Origin of the sequence: Neoakkermansia glycaniphila (assembly GCF_001683795.1) — a bacterium.
GTDB classification, from domain to species: domain Bacteria; phylum Verrucomicrobiota; class Verrucomicrobiia; order Verrucomicrobiales; family Akkermansiaceae; genus Akkermansia; species Akkermansia glycaniphila.
Window position 1 is genome coordinate 1 of sequence record NZ_LIGX01000032.1, and the last position, 21,852, is coordinate 21,852.

Annotated in this window: 17 protein-coding genes and 1 rRNA gene; 9 read left to right on the forward strand and 9 right to left on the reverse strand. The window is 56.6% G+C overall.

The genetic code is table 11. The features are described 5' to 3' along the window. The first annotated feature begins 143 nt into the window (after positions 1 to 143). Together rrf and AC781_RS08805 are read left to right on the forward strand one after the other, a co-directional pair. Positions 144 to 259: ribosomal RNA gene (gene rrf, locus AC781_RS08800) — 5S ribosomal RNA — on the forward strand. A gap of 247 nt (positions 260 to 506) precedes the next feature. Then, complete coding sequence (locus AC781_RS08805; RefSeq protein ID WP_067776745.1) at positions 507 to 1,547, forward strand: hypothetical protein; 1,041 nt, start codon at positions 507 to 509, stop codon at positions 1,545 to 1,547. 65 nt (positions 1,548 to 1,612) lie between these two features. Here the strand turns inward: AC781_RS08805 and AC781_RS08810 are convergent, their stop codons facing one another. The 4 genes from AC781_RS08810 to pyrC all read right to left on the reverse strand — a co-directional run bounded on the left by AC781_RS08810 (position 1,613) and on the right by pyrC (position 5,716). After that, positions 1,613 to 2,686, reverse strand: a complete 1,074-nt coding sequence (locus AC781_RS08810; RefSeq protein WP_067776749.1) for a M42 family metallopeptidase — start codon at positions 2,684 to 2,686, stop codon at positions 1,613 to 1,615. A 21-nt stretch (positions 2,687 to 2,707) separates the two neighbouring features. Beyond that, the gene (gene purD / locus AC781_RS08815; protein ID WP_067776752.1) at positions 2,708 to 3,961 is read right to left on the reverse strand and encodes a phosphoribosylamine--glycine ligase; all 1,254 of its coding nucleotides are present in this window, start codon (positions 3,959 to 3,961) and stop codon (positions 2,708 to 2,710) included. Positions 3,962 to 4,270: 309 nt separating this feature from the next. Continuing rightward, positions 4,271 to 4,585: a ferritin family protein gene (locus AC781_RS08820; protein ID WP_067776755.1), complete on the reverse strand. Its 315-nt coding sequence runs from the start codon at positions 4,583 to 4,585 to the stop codon at positions 4,271 to 4,273. 123 nt (positions 4,586 to 4,708) lie between these two features. Then, a complete protein-coding gene (pyrC, locus tag AC781_RS08825; protein ID WP_067776759.1) occupies positions 4,709 to 5,716 on the reverse strand; it encodes a dihydroorotase in 1,008 nt (335 codons plus the stop codon). 148 nt (positions 5,717 to 5,864) lie between these two features. Between pyrC and AC781_RS08830 the strand changes: the two genes are divergently transcribed. The 4 genes from AC781_RS08830 to AC781_RS08845 all read left to right on the forward strand — a co-directional run bounded on the left by AC781_RS08830 (position 5,865) and on the right by AC781_RS08845 (position 10,468). After that, entirely contained in the window at positions 5,865 to 7,580 is a 1,716-nt protein-coding gene (locus AC781_RS08830; RefSeq protein ID WP_067776762.1) for a cation:proton antiporter, read from the forward strand. Between the two features lie 4 nt (positions 7,581 to 7,584). Further along, positions 7,585 to 8,709: a cytochrome c biogenesis ResB family protein gene (locus AC781_RS08835; protein ID WP_067776765.1), complete on the forward strand. Its 1,125-nt coding sequence runs from the start codon at positions 7,585 to 7,587 to the stop codon at positions 8,707 to 8,709. After that, complete coding sequence (locus AC781_RS08840; protein ID WP_067776768.1) at positions 8,706 to 9,479, forward strand: cytochrome c biogenesis protein; 774 nt, start codon at positions 8,706 to 8,708, stop codon at positions 9,477 to 9,479. The genes AC781_RS08835 and AC781_RS08840 overlap by 4 nt, the downstream gene beginning before the upstream one ends. A gap of 137 nt (positions 9,480 to 9,616) precedes the next feature. Continuing rightward, positions 9,617 to 10,468 carry a hypothetical protein gene (locus AC781_RS08845; protein ID WP_067776771.1) on the forward strand — a complete coding sequence of 284 codons (852 nt, stop codon included), beginning with the start codon at positions 9,617 to 9,619 and terminating at the stop codon, positions 10,466 to 10,468. 32 nt (positions 10,469 to 10,500) lie between these two features. Here the strand turns inward: AC781_RS08845 and AC781_RS08850 are convergent, their stop codons facing one another. Together AC781_RS08850 and AC781_RS08855 are read right to left on the reverse strand one after the other, a co-directional pair. Beyond that, positions 10,501 to 11,538, reverse strand: a complete 1,038-nt coding sequence (locus AC781_RS08850) for an acyltransferase family protein (protein WP_067776774.1) — start codon at positions 11,536 to 11,538, stop codon at positions 10,501 to 10,503. 90 nt (positions 11,539 to 11,628) lie between these two features. Beyond that, complete coding sequence (locus tag AC781_RS08855; RefSeq protein ID WP_067776776.1) at positions 11,629 to 12,759, reverse strand: M42 family metallopeptidase; 1,131 nt, start codon at positions 12,757 to 12,759, stop codon at positions 11,629 to 11,631. A 104-nt stretch (positions 12,760 to 12,863) separates the two neighbouring features. Here AC781_RS08855 and AC781_RS08860 point away from each other — a divergent pair, with 104 nt between their 5' ends. Beyond that, complete coding sequence (locus tag AC781_RS08860) at positions 12,864 to 14,048, forward strand: class I SAM-dependent rRNA methyltransferase (RefSeq protein ID WP_067777135.1); 1,185 nt, start codon at positions 12,864 to 12,866, stop codon at positions 14,046 to 14,048. 489 nt (positions 14,049 to 14,537) lie between these two features. On the opposite strand, the gene AC781_RS08865 is transcribed toward AC781_RS08860, so the two are convergent. Continuing rightward, the gene (locus AC781_RS08865; RefSeq protein WP_141675849.1) at positions 14,538 to 15,362 is read right to left on the reverse strand and encodes a hypothetical protein; all 825 of its coding nucleotides are present in this window, start codon (positions 15,360 to 15,362) and stop codon (positions 14,538 to 14,540) included. Between the two features lie 103 nt (positions 15,363 to 15,465). On the opposite strand from AC781_RS08865, the gene AC781_RS08870 reads away from it, so the two are divergent. Further along, entirely contained in the window at positions 15,466 to 16,257 is a 792-nt protein-coding gene (locus AC781_RS08870) for a thiazole synthase (RefSeq protein ID WP_067777138.1), read from the forward strand. Positions 16,258 to 16,342: 85 nt separating this feature from the next. On the opposite strand, the gene AC781_RS08875 is transcribed toward AC781_RS08870, so the two are convergent. Together AC781_RS08875 and AC781_RS08880 are read right to left on the reverse strand one after the other, a co-directional pair. Continuing rightward, positions 16,343 to 20,272: a glycoside hydrolase family 2 TIM barrel-domain containing protein gene (locus AC781_RS08875; RefSeq protein ID WP_067776783.1), complete on the reverse strand. Its 3,930-nt coding sequence runs from the start codon at positions 20,270 to 20,272 to the stop codon at positions 16,343 to 16,345. A gap of 149 nt (positions 20,273 to 20,421) precedes the next feature. After that, positions 20,422 to 20,721: an HU family DNA-binding protein gene (locus AC781_RS08880; protein WP_067776786.1), complete on the reverse strand. Its 300-nt coding sequence runs from the start codon at positions 20,719 to 20,721 to the stop codon at positions 20,422 to 20,424. Positions 20,722 to 20,908: 187 nt separating this feature from the next. Here AC781_RS08880 and rnhC point away from each other — a divergent pair, with 187 nt between their 5' ends. Beyond that, complete coding sequence (gene rnhC, locus AC781_RS08885) at positions 20,909 to 21,838, forward strand: ribonuclease HIII (RefSeq protein WP_067776789.1); 930 nt, start codon at positions 20,909 to 20,911, stop codon at positions 21,836 to 21,838. Positions 21,839 to 21,852 lie beyond the last annotated feature (14 nt).

Consider the following 21,852-nt stretch of genomic DNA (forward strand, 5'->3'; position numbering starts at 1 on the left):
GTCAAAGAAAGTAACGCCAAGTTCAATATTAAACACTACATGCCACACGGATGTCAGCCTCCTCATACGAGCCTGAAGACAACAACATAACATCCCCGCACATACCAATGACTCCCGGATAGGCAGCCCTCAACAAGCTGAAACCCGGTGGTCACAGCGCAGTGGTCCCACCCGGTCCCGTTCCGAACCCGGAAGTGAAACGCTGCCGCGCCGATGGTAGTCGGACGACAGGTCCCGCGAGAGTAGGTCGCCGCCGGGATGTTATATGAAGCCCCGCTTGCTTAATTGCATGCGGGGCTTCTTCGTTTGTACGATGCGTGAGTTTTGACGCCTTTACCATGACTACGTCATGCTGCCAGGGGGCGTGGAATGGTGAACGCAACAAGCGTCAGGTTGAATGAGACTGGTTGCTGAAATGAGGCCGAGAAGCCCTGGCGTGCCTCCCAGTGAGATCCTGCGCTCTTTTTTCTTGTATCGGAAACTTGTGATCTGTTATTGTCACTCGCGTGAACAATCAGGACTCTCTCTCTTCCCGAAAACTCTCTCTCTTCGCCCTTTCCAAAGACGATTCCTTGACCATTAAAGGTATCGCTATTCTTTTGATGGTTGCTCTGCATTTCCTGTTCCCGGATTCATTTGTGTGTGCGGCTTGTATTGCGTTGTTCGCTTTTGTTTCGGGATATGGGCTTTCGACGAAGCTGGAGCGTGACGAAGGTTCTGTGTGGAAGGCTGCATGGCATAGTTGTTCTCATTTTTATTGGATTTATCTTTTCTGTTTTGTTCTGGCAACTGCCGTTTTTTTCATGTTTCCTACTCCTTGGGTGCCTTTGGATCGGAGTATGTGGGTGTATGCCGGGGCCGTGACTATGGTGCAGCCGATGTATATTGATTGGTGGTATGCGACTGTTTTTTTGTGTATGACGATGGGGCTTTATCCGCTGTTTCTTTATGTGCGGCGAAGGTTCCCTTCCATGGATGTCAGTGTAGCTCTGCTGATGTGCGGTTTGTTTCTGGTGGCTTGCGGTTCTCATTATGTGGCGTTTTTCGTTTTTTCCCGTTTTTTTCCTTCCTGTTTGGGTTTGATGTATTCAAACGGAGAGTATCACCTTGTGTCCAATGTTCTGACGTATAGCGGTGTTTTCTGTTTGGGTGCGTGTTATCAGCGTTTTTGTTCTACTGTTTCCAAGAGCAGGGCTTGGTGGACGGCTTTGGTTTGTGTTTGTCTCCTATTGATCGGTTATGTGATTTTTTCTTCCTTTCGGGAACGTTTTGCCATTTTGCCGTTGCTGATCGGTTCCGTTTATCTTTTCCGGTATCTGATATTTGTTCGGGTGCCTTTGATGGTGTTGGGGCGTTATTCCGTGTGGATGTGGTTGAATCACCGTTTTCTTTTCGGTTATTGGTTTGCTCCGTTTTTTCATGGGCTGCCGCCGTGGCTGGGATATGCCTTGCTGGTCGTGTGTTCGCTTTTGTTGGCCGCGTTGATGGATGTTTTGTTCAAGTCCTGTTGCAGGGGGGTGACGCGGTTGCGTTCGTTCGCTGGATGAGGTCTATAAAAAAAGGAAAGAGGGGTTGGCCCTCTTTCCTTTTTGTTGGTTGTGGAGTGTGAGTTTTACAGGCTGTGGCCGAAGTCGTCGTCTTTTTTGAGTGTTTTGATGAAGGCGACGATGAGGTCGATGGTGGTGTCGACGTCGTCCAGGTCGGCGGTTTCGACGGGGGAGTGCATGTAGCGCAGCGGCATGGAGATGTTGGCGCAGGGTACGCCGTTGTGGGAGCGGAAGATGGAGTCCGCATTGGTGCCCGTGGTGCGACCGCTGGTTTCGTGCTGGAGGGGGATGTTGTCTTTGTGGGCGGCAAGTTCGATGCGCGCGTTGATCTTCGGGTGGCAAGCCGGGCCGTGACAGAGGCATGCGCCTTTGCCGAGTTTGACGTCGCCGTAGCGGCCTTTGTCGAGGCCGGGGGAGTCGGTGGCGTGGGTGACATCGAGGCAGATGGCGGCATCCGGGTTGATGCGGTGGGTGAGCATTTGTGCGCCGATGCAGCCGACTTCTTCTTGGACGGTGTTGCCGAAGACGATGTTCCACGCGGGTTTGATTTTGTCTTCCTTGAGTTTGCGAGCTACTTCGGTGAGGATGAAGCCGCAGAGGCGGTCGTCAAGGGCGCGGCAGACGAGGCGTTTGCCGTTCATGAGCATGGGGCCGTCGCAGTAGACGCCGACATGGCCGATGCGGAGACCGAGTTCTTCGACTTCTTCACGGGTGCTGGCTCCGAGGTCGACGTAGAGTTCCCAGAGTTTGGGGTTTTTGCCGTCGTCGTCGCGGATGTGGATGGCGGTGTTGCCGGTGACGCCGATGACTTCGCCTTCGGCTCCCATGAAGCGGATGCGGCGGCCGCGCGCGATGGCGACGTCGCTGCCGCCGAGGCGTTCGACGCGGAGGTAGCCGTCATCGGTGATGTAGCGGATGCTGAAGCCGATTTCATCGGCATGGGCGTCGAGGAGGAGGGTTTTGACGTCTTTGCCTTTGGCTTTGAGTGTGGCCCAAGTGTTGCCGTAGGCGTCGCACTTGACGGCGTCGGTGAGGTCTTTCATTTGGGCGGCCCAAAGACGCTGGGCGTCCATTTCATGCCCGGTAGGGCTGGGCGTTTCGAGGATTTCCGTGAGGAAGTCGAGTGAGTCGTCGTTCATGTTCGTTTTGCGGTTGATGGTTTATTCGAAGCAGCGGTAGGCGATGTCGGTGCGGCGCTGGGCTCCGTCGAAGGTGATTTTGGATGTTTCCGTGTGAGCGCGTTTGCGAGCTTCGTCGAGGGTGGCTCCCTGGGCGACGATGGCGAGGACGCGGCCGCCATTGGTGAGGTAGTTACCATCTGCATCAAGTTTGGTGCCGCAGTGGTAGATGCGCGCTTCGGTGACGTCGGAGAGGCCAGAGATGAGGTCTCCGGAGTGGGAGGTGGCGGGGTAGCCTTTGGAGGCGAGGATGCAGCAGACGCTCCAACCTTCGTCGAAGCTGATGAGTTCGGGTTTGAATTCGCCTTTGGCTCCGGCGAGGCAGAAGGAGGCAAGGTCGCCGCGGAGGAGGGGCATGACGGCTTCGCATTCGGGGTCGCCGAAGCGGCAGTTGTATTCGATGATTTTCGGACCGTCCTGTGTGAGCATGAGCCCGAAGTAGAGGAAGCCGCGGTAGGGGAGGCCGTCTTTGCGGAGTCCGGCGACGGTGGGGGCGACGATGGTGCGTTCGATGGTTTCGAGCAGGGCAGGGTCGGCGAGCTGGCGGGAGGCTACGGCTCCCATGCCGCCGGTGTTCGGGCCGATGTCTCCGTCTCCCAGCCGTTTGTAGTCGCGGGCAGGGCAGAGGATCATGTAGCGGTCGTCGACGATGGCTCCGAAGATGGAGATTTCGGGACCGACGAGGCATTCTTCGATGAGGAGGCGGCCGGGGCCGAAGCGTTTGTCGATGAAGATTTCTTTGAGGAATTCATCGGCAGATGTTTCATCCGGGCAGACGGCGACGCCTTTGCCGGCAGCAAGTCCGTCGAATTTGAGGACGGTGGGGTAGGTGCCGCCGATTTTGGCTTTGGCTTCATCATAATCGGAGGCGATTTGTGCTTTGGCCGTGGGGATGCCGTGGCGGATGAGGAATTCTTTGGAGAATTCTTTGCTGGCTTCGAGTTGTGCACTTTCTTTGACGGGGCCCCAGCAGGGGATACCCGCTTCAGAGCAGAGGTTGGCGAGGCCTTCGCCCGTGACGAGGTAGCTTTCTTCTCCTGCTACGCAGAGGTCGATGCTGTTGCCTTTCATCCAGGAGATGAGACTTTCGAGGTCATGGGCATCGATGGGCTGGGCTATCCGGAGGATGGCATCGCTGCCGGGGAATGAGTAGATTTCGGGTTTGCAGGGGCTGTTCGCCAACGTTTCCACGAGCGCGTGTTCGCGCCCACCTTTTCCTATGACAGCGATTTTCATGCGGCTTGAGTATGCTTTATTTTTGCGTTCAATGCAAGTACGGATGCGCGAGGGTTTTGTTGTGCCGTGATTTTGCGGCTGGGCGCGTGGCGGGTTTGATGGTTCCGGTGTGGTGGGTAGGTTGCGTGGTTTTGTGTTTTGCTGGAGAAAGCGTCGATTTTCCGGGCTTTGTTTGGGGCTGGCGGCCCTTGTTGTTGTTTTCAGCGGCTGCGATGGCGTGCTATTGATGTCTACATACGTGAAACGACCGGAACGGGCAGCGGTTCCGGTCGTTTCGTGAGGGCAGGAGGTGGGAGGGTGTGTCGGTTGTCAGGCTGTGGGATCGTTGAGTTTTTTGATTTTCTCTTCTGTTTCGCCGCGTCCTTCCGTGTAGTATGATTCGTCTCCGGGCGCGAGGACTTGAAGCAGGCGGGCAAATTCGCCGGCATGTTCTTTTTCTTCGTTGGAGATTTCAATCAAGACCTGTTTGGCAAGTTCGTGGTCGATTGAGTCTGCCAGTTGTTCATAGAGCTGGATGGCTTCATATTCTGCCGCGATCATGAATCGGATGGCGCGGACGAGTTCTTCGTGGGTCAATTTGCGGTCGGCTTTCATCCCGCTGAAAGCATTGGAGAATTCAGGCATAACTTTGTTTCTGGTTTCAACGTGCCTTCATGGCGACGTTTCAGAGGGTGAGACGCCGGAGAAGGGTGTTTTCGTTGAATGTAAAAATAACAGTTATGCGAGAGCCGTTTCACGGGGGCCGGATCAGGCGACACTCCAGCCGATGGTGTGTCCTGCGTCCATCGGGACGATTTCCTGTCCATATCCGCGGTAGGCTGCGGGAATGGTCATGGGGGTGTCTACGAGCGTGACGGTTTTGTCGGGCGGTGTGAGGGCGTAGATGCGGCGTGCATTGCCGGAGACGAATGCCTGCAGGTTGTCGAGCGATTGATGGGTCGCGAATGTTTCGGCCAGTTTTGCGAGGGCAAAGGGGGCAGTGAAGACGCCTGCCGCACAGCCGCAGCATTCTTTTTTATGGATGGGGTGCGGGGCGGAGTCGCTGCCGAACATGAGTTTGGGATGGCCGGAGAGTGCTGCTTGCAGGAGTGCATCGCGGTCGGCGGGGCGTTTGGCGATTGGTTTGCAGAAGAGGTGGGGTTTGAGCATGCCGCCTGCGAGGTCGTCCAAGGTGATGAGGAGGTGCTGGAGGGTGACGGTGGCATGAAGGTTTTCATGGGCGTCGAGCAGTTCCAGTGCAGCCGCGGTGGTGATGTGTTCCATGCTGATTTTCAGCTTGGGGAAGCGGGTGGCGAGGTTTCGGTAGACGGGCAGGAAGTCCTGTTCACGGTCCATGACGAAGCCGTGGCTTTCACCATGGATGAGGAGGGGGATGCCCATTTCTTCCATGAGGTGGAGGGTGGTGCCGGTTTCTCCGAGGTTTTTGACGCCGCCTTCGCTGTTGGTGGTGGCTCCGGCCGGGTAGAGTTTGAGGCCGAAGAAGAGAGGGTTGGCGAGCGCCGTTTCGAGTTCCTGCCGGGTCTGGTTTTTGAAGAAGAGGGTCATGTAGGGCCGGAAGTCGCATCCGTCTGCGGCTTGGAGGATGCGTTCGGCATAGTCCCGCATGGCGGCGGAATCGGTGACGGGCGGGACGAGGTTGGGCATGATGACGGCTCCGGCGAAGGTGCGGGCCGAGCAGGGGGTGACGAGGCGAGCCATTTCTCCATCACGGAGGTGGAGGTGCATGTCGAGCGGTGTGTCGAGGGTGATCTGCATGCCGGGAGTGTACCGGATGCCGGAGAGGCTGGCAAGCGGTATTTGCTGTGCGTGTGGCGGTGCTGTCGGTTGCCGTTTGGGTTTTTACGTCAGTTTTTTGAATGGTTCTTGACGTGGAGGGGATGTTTTTTCATAATCTTCCGTTCACATGGGACATGATTTTCCACTTATTTATGCTCTCGTCGGTGGGTTGTCCGTTGCGTTGCTGCTGGGGTACCTGGCCCAGAAGCTGCATTGTTCTCCGCTGGTGGGCTATTTGGTGGCGGGTATGATTGTGGGGCCGTATTCTCCGGGGATTGAGATCGATAAGGGGATGGTGGATCAGGTGGCCGAGATCGGGGTGATTTTGCTGATGTTCGGCGTGGGGTTGCATTTCCATTTGAAGGATTTGATTGCGGTGCAGCGTGTGGCGCTGCCGGGGGCGATGGTGCAGATTGCCGTGGCGACGGTGCTGGGTGCGGTGGTTTCCCACGCGTTCGGCTGGGGATGGGAGGCAGGCGTGCTGTATGGGATGGCGATTTCCGTGGCGAGTACGGTGGTGCTGACGCGGGTGCTGGCGGATTACCGGGATTTGCATACGCCGAGCGGGCATGTGGCATTGGGCTGGCTGGTGGTGGAGGATTTGTTTACGATTTTGCTGCTGGTGCTGCTTCCGGTGATGTTGGGGCCGTCCCAGTCCGGCGGAGGGGTAGGCGAGATTTTTGTCGCTTTGGGGTGGACGCTGGTGAAGCTGGGCCTGCTGGTGGTGTTTACGCTGGTGGTGGGCAAGAGGTTGATTCCGCTGTTTTTGAAGTGGGTGGCACGGACAGGTACCAGGGATTTGTTTACGCTGTCGGTGCTGGTGCTGGCTTTGGGTATTGCGGTGTGTTCCGCCGAGTTTTTCGGTGCGTCGATGGTGTTGGGGGCTTTCCTGAGCGGTATGGTTGTAGGGCAGTCGCATTTCAGTGCGCGTGCGGCGGCGGAGGCTTTGCCGATGCGCGATGCGTTCGCGGTGCTGTTTTTCTTGTCCGTGGGGATGTTGTTCGATCCGGTGGCTTTGCTGGAGAGCTGGCCGCTGGCATTGGCGACTCTGGGGATCGTGATGCTGGGCAAGCCGCTGGCGGCATTTGTCGTGGTGCGGTTGCTGGGGAAGCCGATGCGTTTGGCGTTGTCCGTTTCGGTGGCGTTGGCGCAGATCGGGGAGTTTTCGTTTATTTTGGGTGCGATGGGTGTGCATTACAAGGTGCTGCCGAGTGTGGCGGGTAATGCATTGATCGCTGCCGCTGTGGTGTCGATTGCGTTGAATTCTTTGTTGTATCGATGTATTCCGGGGATGCTGCGTTTGCTGGAGCGTTGCGGGATAGGTCGGTCGAAGATTGCGACGGAGGATAGGCATGAGCTGGTGGAGGAGGATAAGCAGCGCGTGATCGTTATCGGATATGGGCCTTCCGGCCGTATTATGTGCCGGATTCTGGTGGAGAATAATATCGATGTGGCGATTATCGAGATGAATATCGATACGGTGCTGCATTTGCGTTCGCAGGGTATCAAGGCCGTGTATGGCGATGCTCGGCAGCGCGATGTGCTGACGGCGGCCGGGGTGCTTCATGCATCCGGCCTGATCGTTTCTTCGGCGGGTGCTGCAGCCCATGAGGTGATGGAGGCGGCTCGCGCGCTGAATCCGGAGATTGCCGTGGTGATTCATACGACGTTTATGCGTGAGGCTCATAGTCTGCGCAAGGGGAGCGAGGCGGTGGTGTTTGCCGGAGAGTGCGAGGTGGCGATGTCGATGGCGGAGCATTTGCTGCGCCAGTTCGGTGCGACGGATGAACATATCGAGAAGGAGCGCCGGAGGATTCATGATGAGCTGAGGCAGGCAGGATGATTTTATGATGATGCAAGAGAATAAATCGAGTTTATATGCCATGATGAAGGTGGCGGTGATGGTGCTGGCTGCGGTGCTGCTGCTTCTGGTGACCGGGGCTTCTCCGGTTAACGGGGTGCCGCAGGTGTATCGCAGCGGTGTGATGCTGGTGCTGGGCGGAGTGGTAGGGGTGTTGTGCCTGTATGCGGCTTTCCGGCTTTCCGGCCGGGGGTGGTGGCGATTGCCTTCGGTTGTGCTGCTGCTGTTCGTCTGTTGTGGCGGCGCGGCAGGGGTATGGGCGGGCTGCGACGGATTGGCCGGGCTGCCGTTCGATTCTTTCTGGTCGTGGGTGACGGCGCTCTGGTTTGCCGTGTTCGTGTTGGTGGCGGCTACTTGCGGCGGAGTGGCGGTGTTTGTGCTGTCGCGCATGATGAGCCGGAAGCTTTGCCTCGCCGTAGCGCATTTGGCGCTTGTGGCGATGGGTGTGGGAGCTTATGTGGATTATTTCAATGAGGTGAAGGCTTTGCTCTATTTGCCGGTCGGGCAGTATGTGATGAAGACGGGTGAAACGCCGCGTGTGATGACAACAAACAAGGTTCTCAATGACGAGGGGAAGGAGTTTGCCCTGGGGTTTCATTTGGGTGTGAGCGATTTCGAGGAGAAATATTACGATCCTGTCGACTATTCTTTGTACCGGGTAGGCGAGAAGGGGAACAGTTTGCTGCAGAAGAAGAAGGTGGAGGATGGTATGGTGCGTTTTGACGGTTTGAAGGCCATTCCTGTGTCGGACTTCATTCAGCTGGGTAATATGCCCCAATCGGTTTATGTTGTCGATCACGAGAGGGTCGCAGTGCAGGAGCAATCCCCGGTCAAGATGTTTACGGCGATGTGCGTGGTGCAAGATGGCAAGGAGAGGAAGGAGTTTACGATGAAGGTGAATGAGCCGCTGGGGTATGGGGATTGGATATTTTATTTGCTGAATCGGCGTGATGAGAAGGGTATTCTTTGTGTGCAGTTTCTGGCACGCCGTTCCTATGGCGATGTGTGGATGATGTATGGCATCGGCGGGTTGCTCGTTTCTTTGACGATGTGGTGCTGGTGGCCAAAGAGGAAGAAGTCCCAATCCGAACAGACGGAGGTAGCGGTATGAATGAGACGAACTGGATTCATGTGATGGTGTGCGCCATTCTGGCGTTGAATTTCGTGGCGATGCTGCTGGCGTGCAAGAGGCGGCAAACTTGGGCGTTCCGCTTTTTCGTGATGGGCTGGCTGGTGTCTGCCGTGCTGCTGGCGTATAACTGGGAGTTGGCGCAAGCTCCGCCATTCGGCAATATGCACCATGTGATGTGTATTGTGCCGCTGGTGCTGGGGCCGGCGTATCTCTATTCATGGAAGGTGCAGAAGCATGCGTGGCTGCTTGGGTATTTTGCCGGGGCTGCTGTTCTATTCATGGTCGGCGCGTTGTGTATGCCCGTGCTGGATTCGTGGCGGCAGATGCCTGCTTTGCAGTCGCCGTGGTTTGTGCCGCATGTGGCGGCTTATCTGCTGTCCTACGGGCTGATGACGGTGGCGACGGTGCTGGTGGCTGTGTCGTGCTGGAGGCGATGGGAGTCGGATAAGTTTATGGATGCCGCGCATGATACGGTGCTGCTCGGTTTCCCGCTGATGAGTTTCGGCTTGTGGTCGGGCGCGGTATGGGCCGATGCCGCATGGGGCGGTTATTGGGCATGGGATATCAAGGAGGTATGGTCTCTGGTGACATGGGGGCTGTATCTGGTGTATTTCCATATTCCCCGCAAGCCGGAGAGGCTGCGTTCACGTCGCGTGGTGCTGTTTCTGGCTTTTGCCGCCTTGCTGGTGACTTTCCTCGTGGTGAATCTGCTGCCGAAGATTACGTCGATGCACAGTTACGCGCAGTGAGTGTGTAGAGATGCTTCGCCACGGTTGCCGGTATGACGAGTGGCGTTTGTTCGGCTTTTTTCGTCATGCCGTGTTTTTCCGAAGAATGTACGATTTTATTCTTGGTGGTGGTGTGAGTGGATGTATAGTGATGTTCCATGAAGACACAATGGACAACTACCCTGGGTGTGATGTTGCTGATCGGGAATGTGCAGGGGCAGGAACTGCCCCGTGAGGATGATGCTGCCAGGGCCTGGCATTTGGCGACGATGCCTTTGCCCGTCGGGAAGACCGTGCCTGCCGAAAGCAAGTATGAGTCATATCGTCAGGAGATTCTTGCAGGAAAGCAGAAGATGCTCGATGTGTTGAAGGGGATTGCGGATTCAGCAACGGCTTCTGCGGCGATACCGAAGCTTGAAGCTATTTGTGAGGGGACGGAGGCGAGCTGGCAGGAGCATATCGGCGATATGCTTGTTTCCTGCAAAGACGAAGCCCGTGTGGAAAAACGGTACGAAGTTCAGAGCAGGGTGATTGATACGGCCTTGCATTTTGAAATTTCCCGGTTGAGGGTGCTGGGGCTTTTGTCGGATGATGTCAAGGCCGCCATTGAAGCTTTCGGGTCCTTGTGTGTGTTTCCGGAGGTGGTGTATGCCACGGATCCGGTGATGGCGCACGAGCAGGAGGAAGTGTATCGCCGATATTTTTATGAGCTGATGGCTATTCTGGAGGAGATGACTGTGGCTCTGGCTTCCGTGAAGGATACGGCTTCTGCTGATGCCGTGGCAGTCCGCATGACGGTATTGAGGGAGAGGCAGAAGAAGGCGGAAGAGTATTTGAGCGGGAGGAAGGTTTCCGATATTGCCAGAGACCGGGTGCGTATGCCGGATGAGTACCTTTTCTCAAGGATGCAGAACGTGTGGGGAGACGAGCTGAAGCGCATTGGGCAAAATGACCATTTCGGTTCTTCCGAATTGGAAGAGGCGTTGGATGGGATCAGCCTTTCGTATTGATGTGTGTGATGAACCTGTGTGCGAATCACAGATTATCCTTGATGTTGAGTCGCGCGGAACGGCTTTGTCCGTGCTCCAAGGCAAAGAATACTCATGGGTAGGGGAAAGAGTTTTTGGAAAAGGAGGTACAGGTAATACAGGATGAAGAAGGAGATGAGAGCAGCCGCGGCGTTCAATTCGACAGGATGCCCGGCGATGGCTCGCAAGGCAGCTTTGAGGACGCGGTAGAGCGGAATATGGGCTCCGTAAATCCACATGAGAGCCGGCCCCATATGAGCAAGGTACGATGTTATTTTTCCACCGAGCGGGAAAAGGAATAGGGCAAGCAGGAGCAGAGCAAGGCCGCCACCGGCCAACAGGGGAAACATCAACCATGTCCAAGGAGCTTCGAAGAGGTAGGATTGCCCATGAAAGAAAAAGGCGCTCCATGCCAGAATGACAAGGGGCAGCAGTATCCAAAGGCGTTTGCGCATGGCCTGAGCCAGATCGCCGGGTTTGATGCTTCGCATTCCGGCGCCGGAGAGGAAGCACAGAATGCCGGCATGGTGTATATAGGGTATCGAATAGTTAGTCGTTCCCCAGAGGATCAAGAGCAATAGAACAAGAGAATATATATGGAGGGTGCACCAGCAGTATATTCTGCATGCTGCATAGACGGTCTGATAAACGAACAGGTTGCATAGAAACCACAGGACGACGAGGAAGGGGTGTTCGCCCAGGCCGAAGGCATTGCGGATAATCCATATCGCGCCGAGGTGATCCTTCCATACCGTAGCCTGAGGATCGTTCGGATATAATGTGGCTGTGACATAAGCCAGGCATCCGGCGATCACAGCCCAAGCGGTCCAAGAGATACCGAGCCACATGACCCGATTCCAGCTTTTTCCTGCGTTTCGCGGAGAAAAGTACCCCGCAAGGAAAAAGAAGAGCATGACGCCACCTTGCGTGGGTAAGGTGCACCATGGGGCGGATCCTTGCGTATGGGAGAGGATGACGAAGTACATCGCCAAAACTCTTGCCAGATCAATCCACGGGATTCTGTTTTTGGAAACGGCGGAGAGAGGTTCCATTCAGAAAGAGAGAAGCGCGAATAGGGCAGGTAGGCAGCAGACCTCCGCAGCCGCTGGAAGTTACCGGCTGCGGAGGAGGGAGGGAGCCGTTTATTTTTTGCCTTTTTTGGCAGGTTTTTTGTCGGCCTTTTTCGATGATGCCTTTTTGGAGAGCGGTTTGTTTTCCGCACCCCAGTTCCAATCCCACTGCTGGAGGTTGGAGACGCAGGCTGTGAGGAGGTCGACGGAGGCCTGAAGGTCGATTTTATGCGCCATTTCAATGACCTGATGGACGTTGCGCACGGGGACGGAGATGGCTCCGGCAATGGCTCCTCCCGCCGTGAAGCGTTGCATGGAGCCGGCATCGGTGCCGCCTGCTGCGAGGAGTTCGAGCTGGCTGGGGATGTTTTCGGCTTCCGAGACGGCTTTCATGAAGGCGACCATGCGGCGGTCGGCGATGAGGGAGCTGTCGTAGATTTTGATGGCGGTGCCTTTGCCGAGTTCTGTGCACATTTCATGGCTGCCCGCGCCTGGGGTGTCGTACGCGATGGTGACGTCGAGGGCGAAGGCGAAGTCCGGCTGGATTTGCAGGGCCCCTACCTGTGCGCCTCGGCAGCCGACTTCTTCCTGTACGGAGAAGACGGCATAGAGGTCGTAGGCCGGGAGGGTTTTAGCAGCTTTGAGGGCGCGGAGGGTTTCGATGAGGATGTAGCATCCGGCGCGGTTGTCGAGGGATTTGACGTTGATGCAGTCGCCCATTTCGGTGAGTTCGCGTTCGCGGGTGATGGCATCGCCGACGGAGACGTATTTTTCGACTTCTTCCTTCGGCAGGCCGAGGTCGACGAAGAAGTCGGTGACTTCCGGCATTTTGGCGCGTTCCGCCGGGGTCATGACGTGGATGGGTTTGGCGCCCATGCAGCCGAGGAGGTCTTTGGTGCCGTGGACGATGACGCGCTGGGCGGTGAGGGTTTTCGGGTCGAAGCCTCCGAGGGGCAGGATGCGGAGGAAGCCTTTGTCGTCGATGTGGCGGACGATGAAGCCGATTTCGTCCATGTGCGCGGCGGCCATGATGCTTTTGGAAGAGTCCTTGCCTTTTTTGACGGCGATGACGTTGCCGATGTTGTCGACGCTGATGCTGTCGACGAGGGGGGTGATTTCCTTGATGATGAATTCGCGGATGGCGTTTTCAAAGCCGGGCGCACCGGGCGTCTGGCATACTTTGCGTAACAATTCGGTGTTCATTGTACCCGTGAGCATACTCCATTCAGGCGCTTTTTCCAGTCTATTGTTCCCGCCGGGCAAAATTTCTTGTATGTTGCGGGCAAATGAGGTACTTTGGCTGCGTTATGGCAGGTCTTATCGTTGCGCCTCGGGCGCGCATTTTTCAGGGGCACGATTGGGTGTACGGTTCGGAAGTACGCAAGGTGTTCGGCAATCCTCGGCCCGGCGATGTGGTGGCTTTGAAGGATGGCCGCGACAGGTATCTGGGTTCCGCGATGTATAATCCGCAGTCGCAGATCGTGGCCCGGAGGTTTTCGCGCAGGAAGCAGGATTTGGACCGCGAGTTTTTCGTGCGCCGTTTGGGTCAGTCGATTGCGCTGCGCGAGAGGCTGATGCCGGGCGAGAGCCTGCTTCGGCTGGTCTGGAGCGAGTCGGACGGTTTGCCCGGCCTGATCGTGGATCGTTACCAGGATGTGCTGGTGGTGCAGACGTTGACGGTGGCGATGTGGCAGCGCGTGAAGCTGATTACGAATATTCTGGGCGATTTGATGCAGCCGCGAGCGGTGATTGTGCGTAATGATTCTCCGATGCTGGCGGCCGAGGGGCTGGAGCAGGAGGTGTATGTGGCCATGGGTGAGGAGCCTCAGCCGTTCGATGTGCAGGGCAGGGGTTTGCGTTTCCTTGTGGATTTGCAGACGGGGCAGAAGACGGGGCTGTATCTTGACCAGTTGCAGAATTATATGGAGGTTGCCCGTTGGGCGAAGGGCCGCAGGGTGCTGGATTGTTTCAGCAATCAGGGCGGGTTTGCGCTAGCCTGTGCGCGGGCCGGGGCTTTGTCGGTGACGGCGGTGGATGTGTCCGAAGAGGCGATTTCTTCCGTGCGCCGCAATGCGGAGCTGAACGGGGTGAAGATCGATGCTGTGGCGGACAATGCTTTTGATTTCCTGAAGAAGGAAGCCAATGAGGTGCGCAACGGCGGTGAACCGAAGTGGGATTTGATTGTTCTCGACCCGCCTTCGTTTACGCGCAGCAAGAAGTCGTTGCACGATGCGATGCGCGGCTATAAGGAGATTCATCTGCGTGCGATGAAGATGCTGCCAGTGGGCGGGATTCTTTCGACTTTCTGCTGTTCGCACCATGCGAGCGCCGAGCTGTTCAGGGAGAGTATCGGAGAGGCTGCGGTGGATGCCCCTGCCACTCTGCGCCTTCTTCAGACGCATGGGCAAAGTCCGGATCATCCTGTTCTTCTGAATTTGCCGGAGACGGAGTATCTGAAAGGGTTTTCCTTCGAGCTGGTGCCCGGCAGATAAGGTTGTCCACCGTTTTCCGATGACGAATCCCCTGCACATGCGGGGGATTTTCATTTTTGGTTTTGGGGGCGGCAGGCAGTGTCATGGATGGCGAATTTTTTTAGACAAAAAATGAAAGTTGCGTGAAGGATTGACGGTGAAAATTTCATGGTTTCGATTGTTGTAATTTCTCAAATTATTTTTCAGATTTCTTCAAAAAAGTGTTGACCGGATATTCGATTCTGCTATACTGTGCTCGTCCGGAGGAGCGGACTTAAAAATCTCCTTGGGCCCTCAAGTGGGGTCTAGTTTCATAGGGTAGTTGGGGCGCCCCGGTCTTTCGAGACCGGGGCGACTTCCTTTTACGGGGTAAGCCTTTTCTGTGCCTGCCTGAAAGCACTGGGGCTGGTTGTACGAGGCCGGGGCGAGGTCTTGCGACGGTACGATGAATCGTATGTTCTGCGGGAGCGTGTTTGCTTCCGTTGGTATAGTGCCGGGGGGAATGTCTTCCTAGTTCTGGAAGAGGAAGGCGGAAAGCGCTGGGAGTGCGAGGCTGAGCCAGCCGATGGCGAAGAGCTGGTCGGTGGTCATTCTGTGCCTGTAGCGGTCAAGTACCTGAAGGCAGGCTGCACCGATGGCGATGGTGTAGTAGAAGCACCTTTCGTATGGAGGCATGATGTTTGCCAGGATGAGGCAGGCCAGCAGGAGCGCCAGCAGGAAGACGGGCAGCAGGCCGACGATGCGGTTCTGTTCCTGTCCCTGTTGAAGCCATGCATGGCGGCTCAGGAGGTGGAGCATGACGAGTGCTGCAAAGCAGAGGGTAGGCGGGAAGAGGATGATGTTCGCAATGGGGGCGGTGATCGAGTAGTACCACGCGGGAGCGGAGCATGCACCGGCAAAGCTGAGGGCGATGAGTGCGGTTTGCAGGATTCTGTTTTTCCAAAGGTAGGGTACCATGAGGGCCAGCGCTGTGCAAAGAGCCGGGATGGAGCAGAAGGTCAGCAGGCCGATGCCGACCTGATACAATCCGAGCCACAGGGCGGCTAGGAGTGCTGCGATGATGAGGTAGGCCAGAGGAATGAAGCGTGCCTGATAGAATTCCGGCCGCCAGCAGGCATGAGGATCGCTTTTGTAGATGATGACTTTGAGCATGCGCATGATGAGGACGAAGCCCCATACGCAGACGCAGAGGAGGAAGAGCGGCTCTCCCGGCAAGCCGATGATCCAGAGCATTTTGGAATAGGCCAATCCCCATGCGAGAGCAACGAGCATGATGTCGAGGCCCCACAATTGGGGTCGAATCCACCACGGCGCGTTGTTTTCAAATGGATGCACAACGATGACATGATGGCTTTTTGTACGATGGAATGCAAGGGGGAGGATTGTCATGAGGATGGATACGCATTGCATCCGCCGGAAAAGGGAGTATGATGCGGTCATGCAAGACGGCACTTCTCCTTTGTGTATAGCCGGGCGCATGTTTTCTTCGCGCTTGTTGGTCGGTACAGGTAAATTTTCTTCGCCCGATGTGATGAGGGATGCTCTGGAGGCTTCGGGTTCGGAGGTGGTGACTGTGGCTTTGCGGCGTGCCGATTTGACGGGCAAGCATGATCCTGCCGCCAATATTCTGGAGTTTATCGATCCCGAGAAGTTTTTGATTCTGCCGAATACCAGCGGTGCAGCCACTGCCGAAGAGGCAGTGCGGCTGGCTCGGCTGGCGGTGGCTGCAGGTTTGCCGAACTGGATCAAGCTGGAGATTCATCCGGATCCGCATTATTTGCTTCCCGATCCGATCGAGACGCTGAAGGCTGCGGAGATTCTGGTGAAGGAAGGTTTCGTGGTGCTGCCTTATATCAATGCGGATCCCGTGCTGGCCCGACGCCTGCAGGATGTGGGGACGGCCGCGGTGATGCCGCTGGGCGCTCCGATCGGCACAAATCACGGGATGACGACGCGTGAGCAGATCGAGATTATTATCGAGCAAGCGAGTGTGCCCGTGGTCGTGGATGCCGGCCTGGGCGCACCCAGCCATGCGGCCGAAGCTTTGGAGATCGGCGCCGATGCGGTGCTGATCAATACGGCGATTGCGGCTGCCGGCGATCCCTGCGCGATGGCGCAGGCTTTTGCCTTGTCCTGCCGTGCGGGGCGTATGGCGTATGAAGCCGGGCTGGCTTCTTCATCCCGCCGTGCCGTGGCGACGAGTCCTCTGACTTCGTTCCTGCATCAGTAATCCCATTTTTTTTAACGGAAGCCCCGCTCCTCAATTTTAGAGGAGCGGGGCTTTGTGCGTTTTTCCTGTATGGGAAGCTCTGGTTTTATTGTGCGACGATGTTGATTTCGGCGGCTGTGGCCCACGGATGGTCTGCATGGACGGGGGAGAGGGCATCGAATTTGAAGTAGCGCGCTTCTACGGGTGCATCGAAGTCGATTTTCTGTTCTGCCGGGTCTTTGCGAATGTAGTGGTAGGTGAATTTGCCGTTTTTGACGGGTGTCCACGTTTTGCCGTCGTCGGAGATGGAGAAGGCGTAGGTTTGGATGAGACCGTTGGGAAGGTCGGTGCGAGGTGTGTAGATGAATCCGGTGAATTTCTGTTTCCTCCCCATGTCGACGGCGAGGGAGTGGGGGTAGCCCGGGAGGCCGTTGGTGTAGGAGGTGTGCCAATATGTTTTGGGGTCTCCGTCGATGGCGTAATGGGCAAAGCCCGTATCCGGCTCTTCGGATGAGGCGGAGAGGATTTTCCAGTCCGATCGCGTGGCTGCCGCATGGAAGGCGCGTTCATACGGTACGGATGTGTCTTTGCCGTTGGCCGCCCATGCTTTGACGGTGCCTTGTTCCAGCGTGAACGGAGTCTTGTATTCCTTCGTTTCGCCTCCGTTGATGGAGTACATGAGTTTGCATTCCGGCGTGGAGGAGGTGAGTGTGATGCGGTTTTCCTCGTCCCGGTCGATGACGGGCGTGTGGGGAACGGTGGATTCGGAGACGCCCATGCCGTTTTTTTCGGCCATTTCCTTGTGCCATGCCATGACTTCGACCTGGTTCAGGACGGAGAGTGTGAAGCCCAGTGCGGTGGGTTTGCTGAGGGTCTGGTATTCCACCATGGGGCGGGGGCCGCAGGAGGCCCCGCCAAGGCCCATCTGGAAGGCATCCACATTGACGACGACTTTGTCTTTGTTCGGCAGGTTGTCGAGGGAGCGCGCCTTGTCGAGTTCCTGCGCGGTGTAGTAGTTGACGGAGGTTTCCAGCAGGTCGGAGCCGGACGCTGCGCCGACATAGAAGAGTTCATCCGCAGGCGCCTTGCCGAGGCCGAGCCAGGTGACGTCCGTGCGGTTGCCCATTTCCTGCGGGCGGGAGTAGGGGAAGAACATGTCGTCAACAGTGGTGGAGAAGACATCTTTCCATGTGGATGTTTTGCGGTCGCAGTAGTTGTCCCACGGGCCGCGGCCATAGTAGGAGACGTGCCGGAAGAGGGCGGGCATGCCCCATGTGAAGCCGAGGCGGGGCAGTTCCACTCCTTTTTCGGACGGGTAGATTTGTGCGGATACATCGATGCAGCCGGGGCGCGTGACGGTCCAGACGATGCGGTAGCGGAACTGCAGGGGCGAGCCTTCGGTTTCCATGTCCGAGACGATGCGGACAGCTCCTCCGGGGAGTTGTTCACTGGTCATAGCGAGGCATTTGCTTTTGATGTTATGCAGTTTGAGTGTGTTCATCCACTTGCCGCGGATCCATGCGTCATTATCCACGGGAGCGCGGAAGGCCTGCAGGCGTACGGGCATGCCGGGGCAAATGAATTGTTCAGCGCCCCACTGGAAGGATTCCAGCATGCCGTGGGCGAATTCGACTCTGAAGTTCGGTTTGTCCGCTTCTTCGGGGCGGCTGACGATGATGCGGTTGTCCGTGGTTTCGATATGCAGGTTGACGGTGCCGTCTGTTTTCTTTCCGCTGCCGATGTAGTAGTTGTCCGCGGGGCCGTCGATGTAGGCATAGGCTTCCGCATGGTTGACGGCCGTTTCAAGATCCTGCGCATCGGTGGGATCGATGTTGCCGTTGGGTGATCCGAAGCTGCTGTTCCTGACGAGGACGAGAGCCGGCACCTGTTCCAGAGGGATGTTGGCGGAGGCTCCGGGTTTGAGGGTCGGCAAGGATTTGGTGATGATTTTTTTGTCCACGCCGAGGCCCAGAGGGATGATCTGGAGGGTGTAGCCCGACATGGTTTTGTGGAAGTGTTTGTTGGTGACGGCGAGCGTGCCGTTTTTATGCTGGAAGCCTACGTATTGGTATACGTGTTTGACTTCCTTGATTTTGGCGGTCAGTTCGCGGCTGCCGAGGATGATGCCGTTGTCGCAGAAGTTGTTCTGGTTCGGTTTGTCGCCGAACATGCCGCCGTAGGCAAGTGTGCGCGTGGCAAAGGGGGCGACGCGGTATTGGCCGTCCTTTCCTTTGCTGGCATGGAGGGATTGGTCGACGAAGTCCCAGATGCAGCCGCCGATCATGCGGGGCGAGCTTTCGAAGGCATCCATGTATTCCTTGAAGTTGCCGAGGGCATTGCCCATGGCGTGGGCATATTCGCAGACGAAGTAGGGGCGGGAGGTTTTCTGCGTTCCCCATTGGAGGACGCGTTCGACGGGCGGATACATGCAGGAGTCCATGTCCACGGCGGGGTGGCCAGCGGGGAATTCGCAGTAGTGCAGGAGGCGCGTTTTGTCGTAGTCGCGGATGGCCCGGGAGGCGGCTTCGAAGTTCGGGCCGTTGCCCGATTCGTTGCCGAGCGACCAGAAGACGATGCTGGCGTGGTTTTTGTCCCGGTGTACCATGCTCATGTTGCGTTCGACATGGGCTTTTTCCCATGATGGTTTGCGAGAGATGTCCATGGCGCTGCCGCGTATGCCGTGGGCTTCGCAGTTGGCTTCATCCATGACGTAGATGCCGTATTTGTCGCACAGGTCGTAGAAGTACGGCTGATTGGGGTAGTGGGAGCATCGAATCGTGTTGATGTTGTGCGATTTGATGATGAGGATGTCTTCGAGGATCTGCGCCTTGGGGATGGCGCGCCCATAGTCAGGAGAGGTTTCGTGCCGGTTGACGCCTTTGAATTTGACAGGTTGACCGTTGATGAGTACGGCTCCGTTTTCCGCCGTTTCGACGCTGCGGAAGCCGATGTTGAGTTTGCGGATGTCGTTACTGCCTTCGATGCTGTAGGAGACCTGATAGCGTTCCGGTGTTTCGGCTGTCCATGCCTTGATTTTCGGAAATTCCTTTTGCCAGTTGACGGTGGTTTCTTCGCCCGCGGGAATGGACGGAAGTTCGACGGTGAAGGTTCCCAGTTCCTGTCCTTCATTGGACGGGTTGTACATGCCTTGGCCGAAGGGGCGGTACCATGAGTAGGTTTCTTCGATGCCTTTGATGGTGATATTGACTTTTTTCCCGGCGGGGATGTTTTCCTTGCCGGTGTTGCGGACGGTGATGTCGGCATCAATGGTGCCCGTCGTGTATTCCGGTTTTTTCAGTCCTGCGCGGAAGAAGATGTCGCGCACGTGGAGATTGGGCTGGGCGAAGAGGGTGACATCCCGGAAGATGCCGGAGAGGCGGAAGAAGTCCTGGTCTTCGAGGTAGGAGCCATCGCTCCAGCGGTAGACTTCGACGGCGATGGTGTTTTCTCCGGGCTTAAGGTAGGGAGTGATGTCGAATTCGGAGGCGGTGTAGGAGTCCTGCGCGTAGCCGACTTTTTCGCCGTTGATCCATACATAGAAGGCGGATTCGACGCCGTCGAAGCGGAGGATGACTTGTTCGTTCTTCCAGTTTTCGGGGACGGTGAAAGTGCGCCGATAGGAGCCGACGGAGTTGCGTTCTTCATAGGCGGGCCAATCCTTGGGTGGTTCTCCCATGACGTAGGGGGGATTGGGCTTGAAGGGGTAGGGTACATTGGTGTAGATGGGGGTGCCGTATCCGGCGAGTTGCCAGTTGGAGGGCACTTCGATGGTGTCCCATTCCGAGACGTCATAATCCGTTCGATGGAAGTCGGCCGGACGTTTGTCCGGGGTCATGGAGAAATGGAATTTCCAGTCTCCGTTCAGGATCTGGATGCGATCGCTTCCCGGCATGATGGAGGCTCGGGGCGGTTCCGTGTTGACTCGTGTGATTTGTTCGTTTTCCCAATCGTGGCGCGGCTGTTCCGTTGTTTGGTCGGCCATCGCAATACTGAGGAGGCTCGTGATGCTGCAGAGGCAATTTCGGCAGAGAGGCATTGGCGTATATTATCATGTAGTGCCTGTATGTCAATGATAAAGTGGGAGAATGAGGGGAGTGGGGGTGGCTCCCGGATGTGCTTTCTCTGTAAAAAGCGAAGCGCTCCCTTGAAAAAGGGAGCGCTTCACTGTAAAAGCTCGGAAATGATTCAGGCTTCGATTTTGCCAACGGTTTCCTTCAGGGTCTTGCCTGCCTTGAATTTGACAACAGAACGTGCAGGGATGGGTACATCCTTGGCAGGGTTTTTCGGGTTGCGCCCAACTTTGGCTTTCACGGTCTTGACCTGGAAGGTGCCGAAGTTGCGGATAACGACACGGTCACCCTTGCCGAGGCGCTTTGTGATGATTTCGACGGCTTTCTGAATGACGTCGAAGACATCACTCTGAGTGAGGTCGGAGTGGGCGCTGATCTGATTAACGAGATCTCGTTTAGTTAATGTCTTAGCCATGTTGTATGATGAGGTGTTTGTGCTAACGCTAGGAGAGATATAGCTCATTTTTGAAGCTTTGTCTCGCAAAAAGTGAGGCTGTATCGCTTTTTTTTGCACAAAATCGAATTTCTGCGTAATTCGGGTGTTTCGAGTTCATTATTTCCTTGACCTCCTGGTCCGGAAAGGCCATTACTCTGCTGTTCGCATGAGTTCCATTTATTCAACGGTGATCGGTGACGACGAGGCGGCGAAGCTGCTCCGGGTGTTGCAGGAGGGAGGATATGAGCCGAAGGAGGTGCCATATGCGGCCTTCGCGTTTACCCGGCCGGGCGTTTCGATCGCTTTTTATACCAAGAGTAATAAGCTCGTGGTGCAGGGGAAGGGTACGGAGGAGTTTCTTGAGTTTGTGCTTGAACCCCGCGTGACGGGGATTCGCCACCGTACCGATTCGACGGTGGCGGCCGGGGTGGCGGGAGCGAGAAAGGTTGCCGTGGATGCCACGCCCCATTTCGGGATTGATGAGAGCGGCAAGGGTGATTATTTCGGCCCGCTGGTGATTGCCGGCGTGTATACGGATGGCGCGATTGCGGAGAAGCTGGCCGCTGCCGGAGTGTGCGACAGTAAGCTGGTGAAGAGTGCGGCGGCGATCAATCGACTGGCTGCGAAGATCGTGGCGGTGCCGGGGATTGCTTTCGAAGTGGTGTGCATCGGGCCGAAGAGGTATAATGAGATTTATGCGGAGATGGGGAATTTGAATCGCCTGCTTGCCTGGGGGCATGCACGGGTGATTGCCGCTTTGCATGAGAAGGTGCCGTCCTGTCCGCGGGCGTTGAGCGATCAGTTCGCCAATCCGTGGGTGCTTCGCAAGGCTTTAGGTGCACGCAAGGTGCCGATCGAGCTGGAGCAGAAGACGAAGGCTGAGAGCGATGTGGCCGTGGCGGCTGCTTCGATTCTGGCTCGCGAGCGTTTCGTTCGCTGGTTGAAGGATGCCGCCGCCGGCGGGCAATGCGAGCTGCCGTTGGGCGCGGGGCCTCATGTGGTGAAGGCTGGGAAGGCGTTTGTGCGGCAGTACGGGGCGGATATGCTGGGGCAGGTGGCGAAGTTGCATTTCAAGACGACGGGGCAGGTGCTGTAATGGTTTTGGAGCCA

Bases quoted from the DNA above. Each gene is read 5' to 3' on its own strand.
- AC781_RS08845 (WP_067776771.1), top strand. From the start codon at position 9,617: ATGAAGACACAATGGACAACTACCCTGGGTGTGATGTTGCTGATCGGG.
- AC781_RS08835 (WP_067776765.1), top strand. From the start codon at position 7,585: ATGATGATGCAAGAGAATAAATCGAGTTTATATGCCATGATGAAGGTG.
- pyrC (WP_067776759.1), bottom strand. From the start codon at position 5,716: ATGCAGATCACCCTCGACACACCGCTCGACATGCACCTCCACCTCCGT.
- AC781_RS08810 (WP_067776749.1), bottom strand. From the start codon at position 2,686: ATGAACGACGACTCACTCGACTTCCTCACGGAAATCCTCGAAACGCCC.
- AC781_RS08850 (WP_067776774.1), bottom strand. From the start codon at position 11,538: ATGGAACCTCTCTCCGCCGTTTCCAAAAACAGAATCCCGTGGATTGAT.
- AC781_RS08875 (WP_067776783.1), bottom strand. From the start codon at position 20,272: ATGCCTCTCTGCCGAAATTGCCTCTGCAGCATCACGAGCCTCCTCAGT.
- AC781_RS08870 (WP_067777138.1), top strand. From the start codon at position 15,466: ATGCAAGACGGCACTTCTCCTTTGTGTATAGCCGGGCGCATGTTTTCT.
- AC781_RS08840 (WP_067776768.1), top strand. From the start codon at position 8,706: ATGAATGAGACGAACTGGATTCATGTGATGGTGTGCGCCATTCTGGCG.
- AC781_RS08855 (WP_067776776.1), bottom strand. From the start codon at position 12,759: ATGAACACCGAATTGTTACGCAAAGTATGCCAGACGCCCGGTGCGCCC.
- purD (WP_067776752.1), bottom strand. From the start codon at position 3,961: ATGAAAATCGCTGTCATAGGAAAAGGTGGGCGCGAACACGCGCTCGTG.
- AC781_RS08860 (WP_067777135.1), top strand. From the start codon at position 12,864: ATGGCAGGTCTTATCGTTGCGCCTCGGGCGCGCATTTTTCAGGGGCAC.
- AC781_RS08820 (WP_067776755.1), bottom strand. From the start codon at position 4,585: ATGCCTGAATTCTCCAATGCTTTCAGCGGGATGAAAGCCGACCGCAAA.
- rnhC (WP_067776789.1), top strand. From the start codon at position 20,909: ATGAGTTCCATTTATTCAACGGTGATCGGTGACGACGAGGCGGCGAAG.
- AC781_RS08880 (WP_067776786.1), bottom strand. From the start codon at position 20,721: ATGGCTAAGACATTAACTAAACGAGATCTCGTTAATCAGATCAGCGCC.
- AC781_RS08830 (WP_067776762.1), top strand. From the start codon at position 5,865: ATGGGACATGATTTTCCACTTATTTATGCTCTCGTCGGTGGGTTGTCC.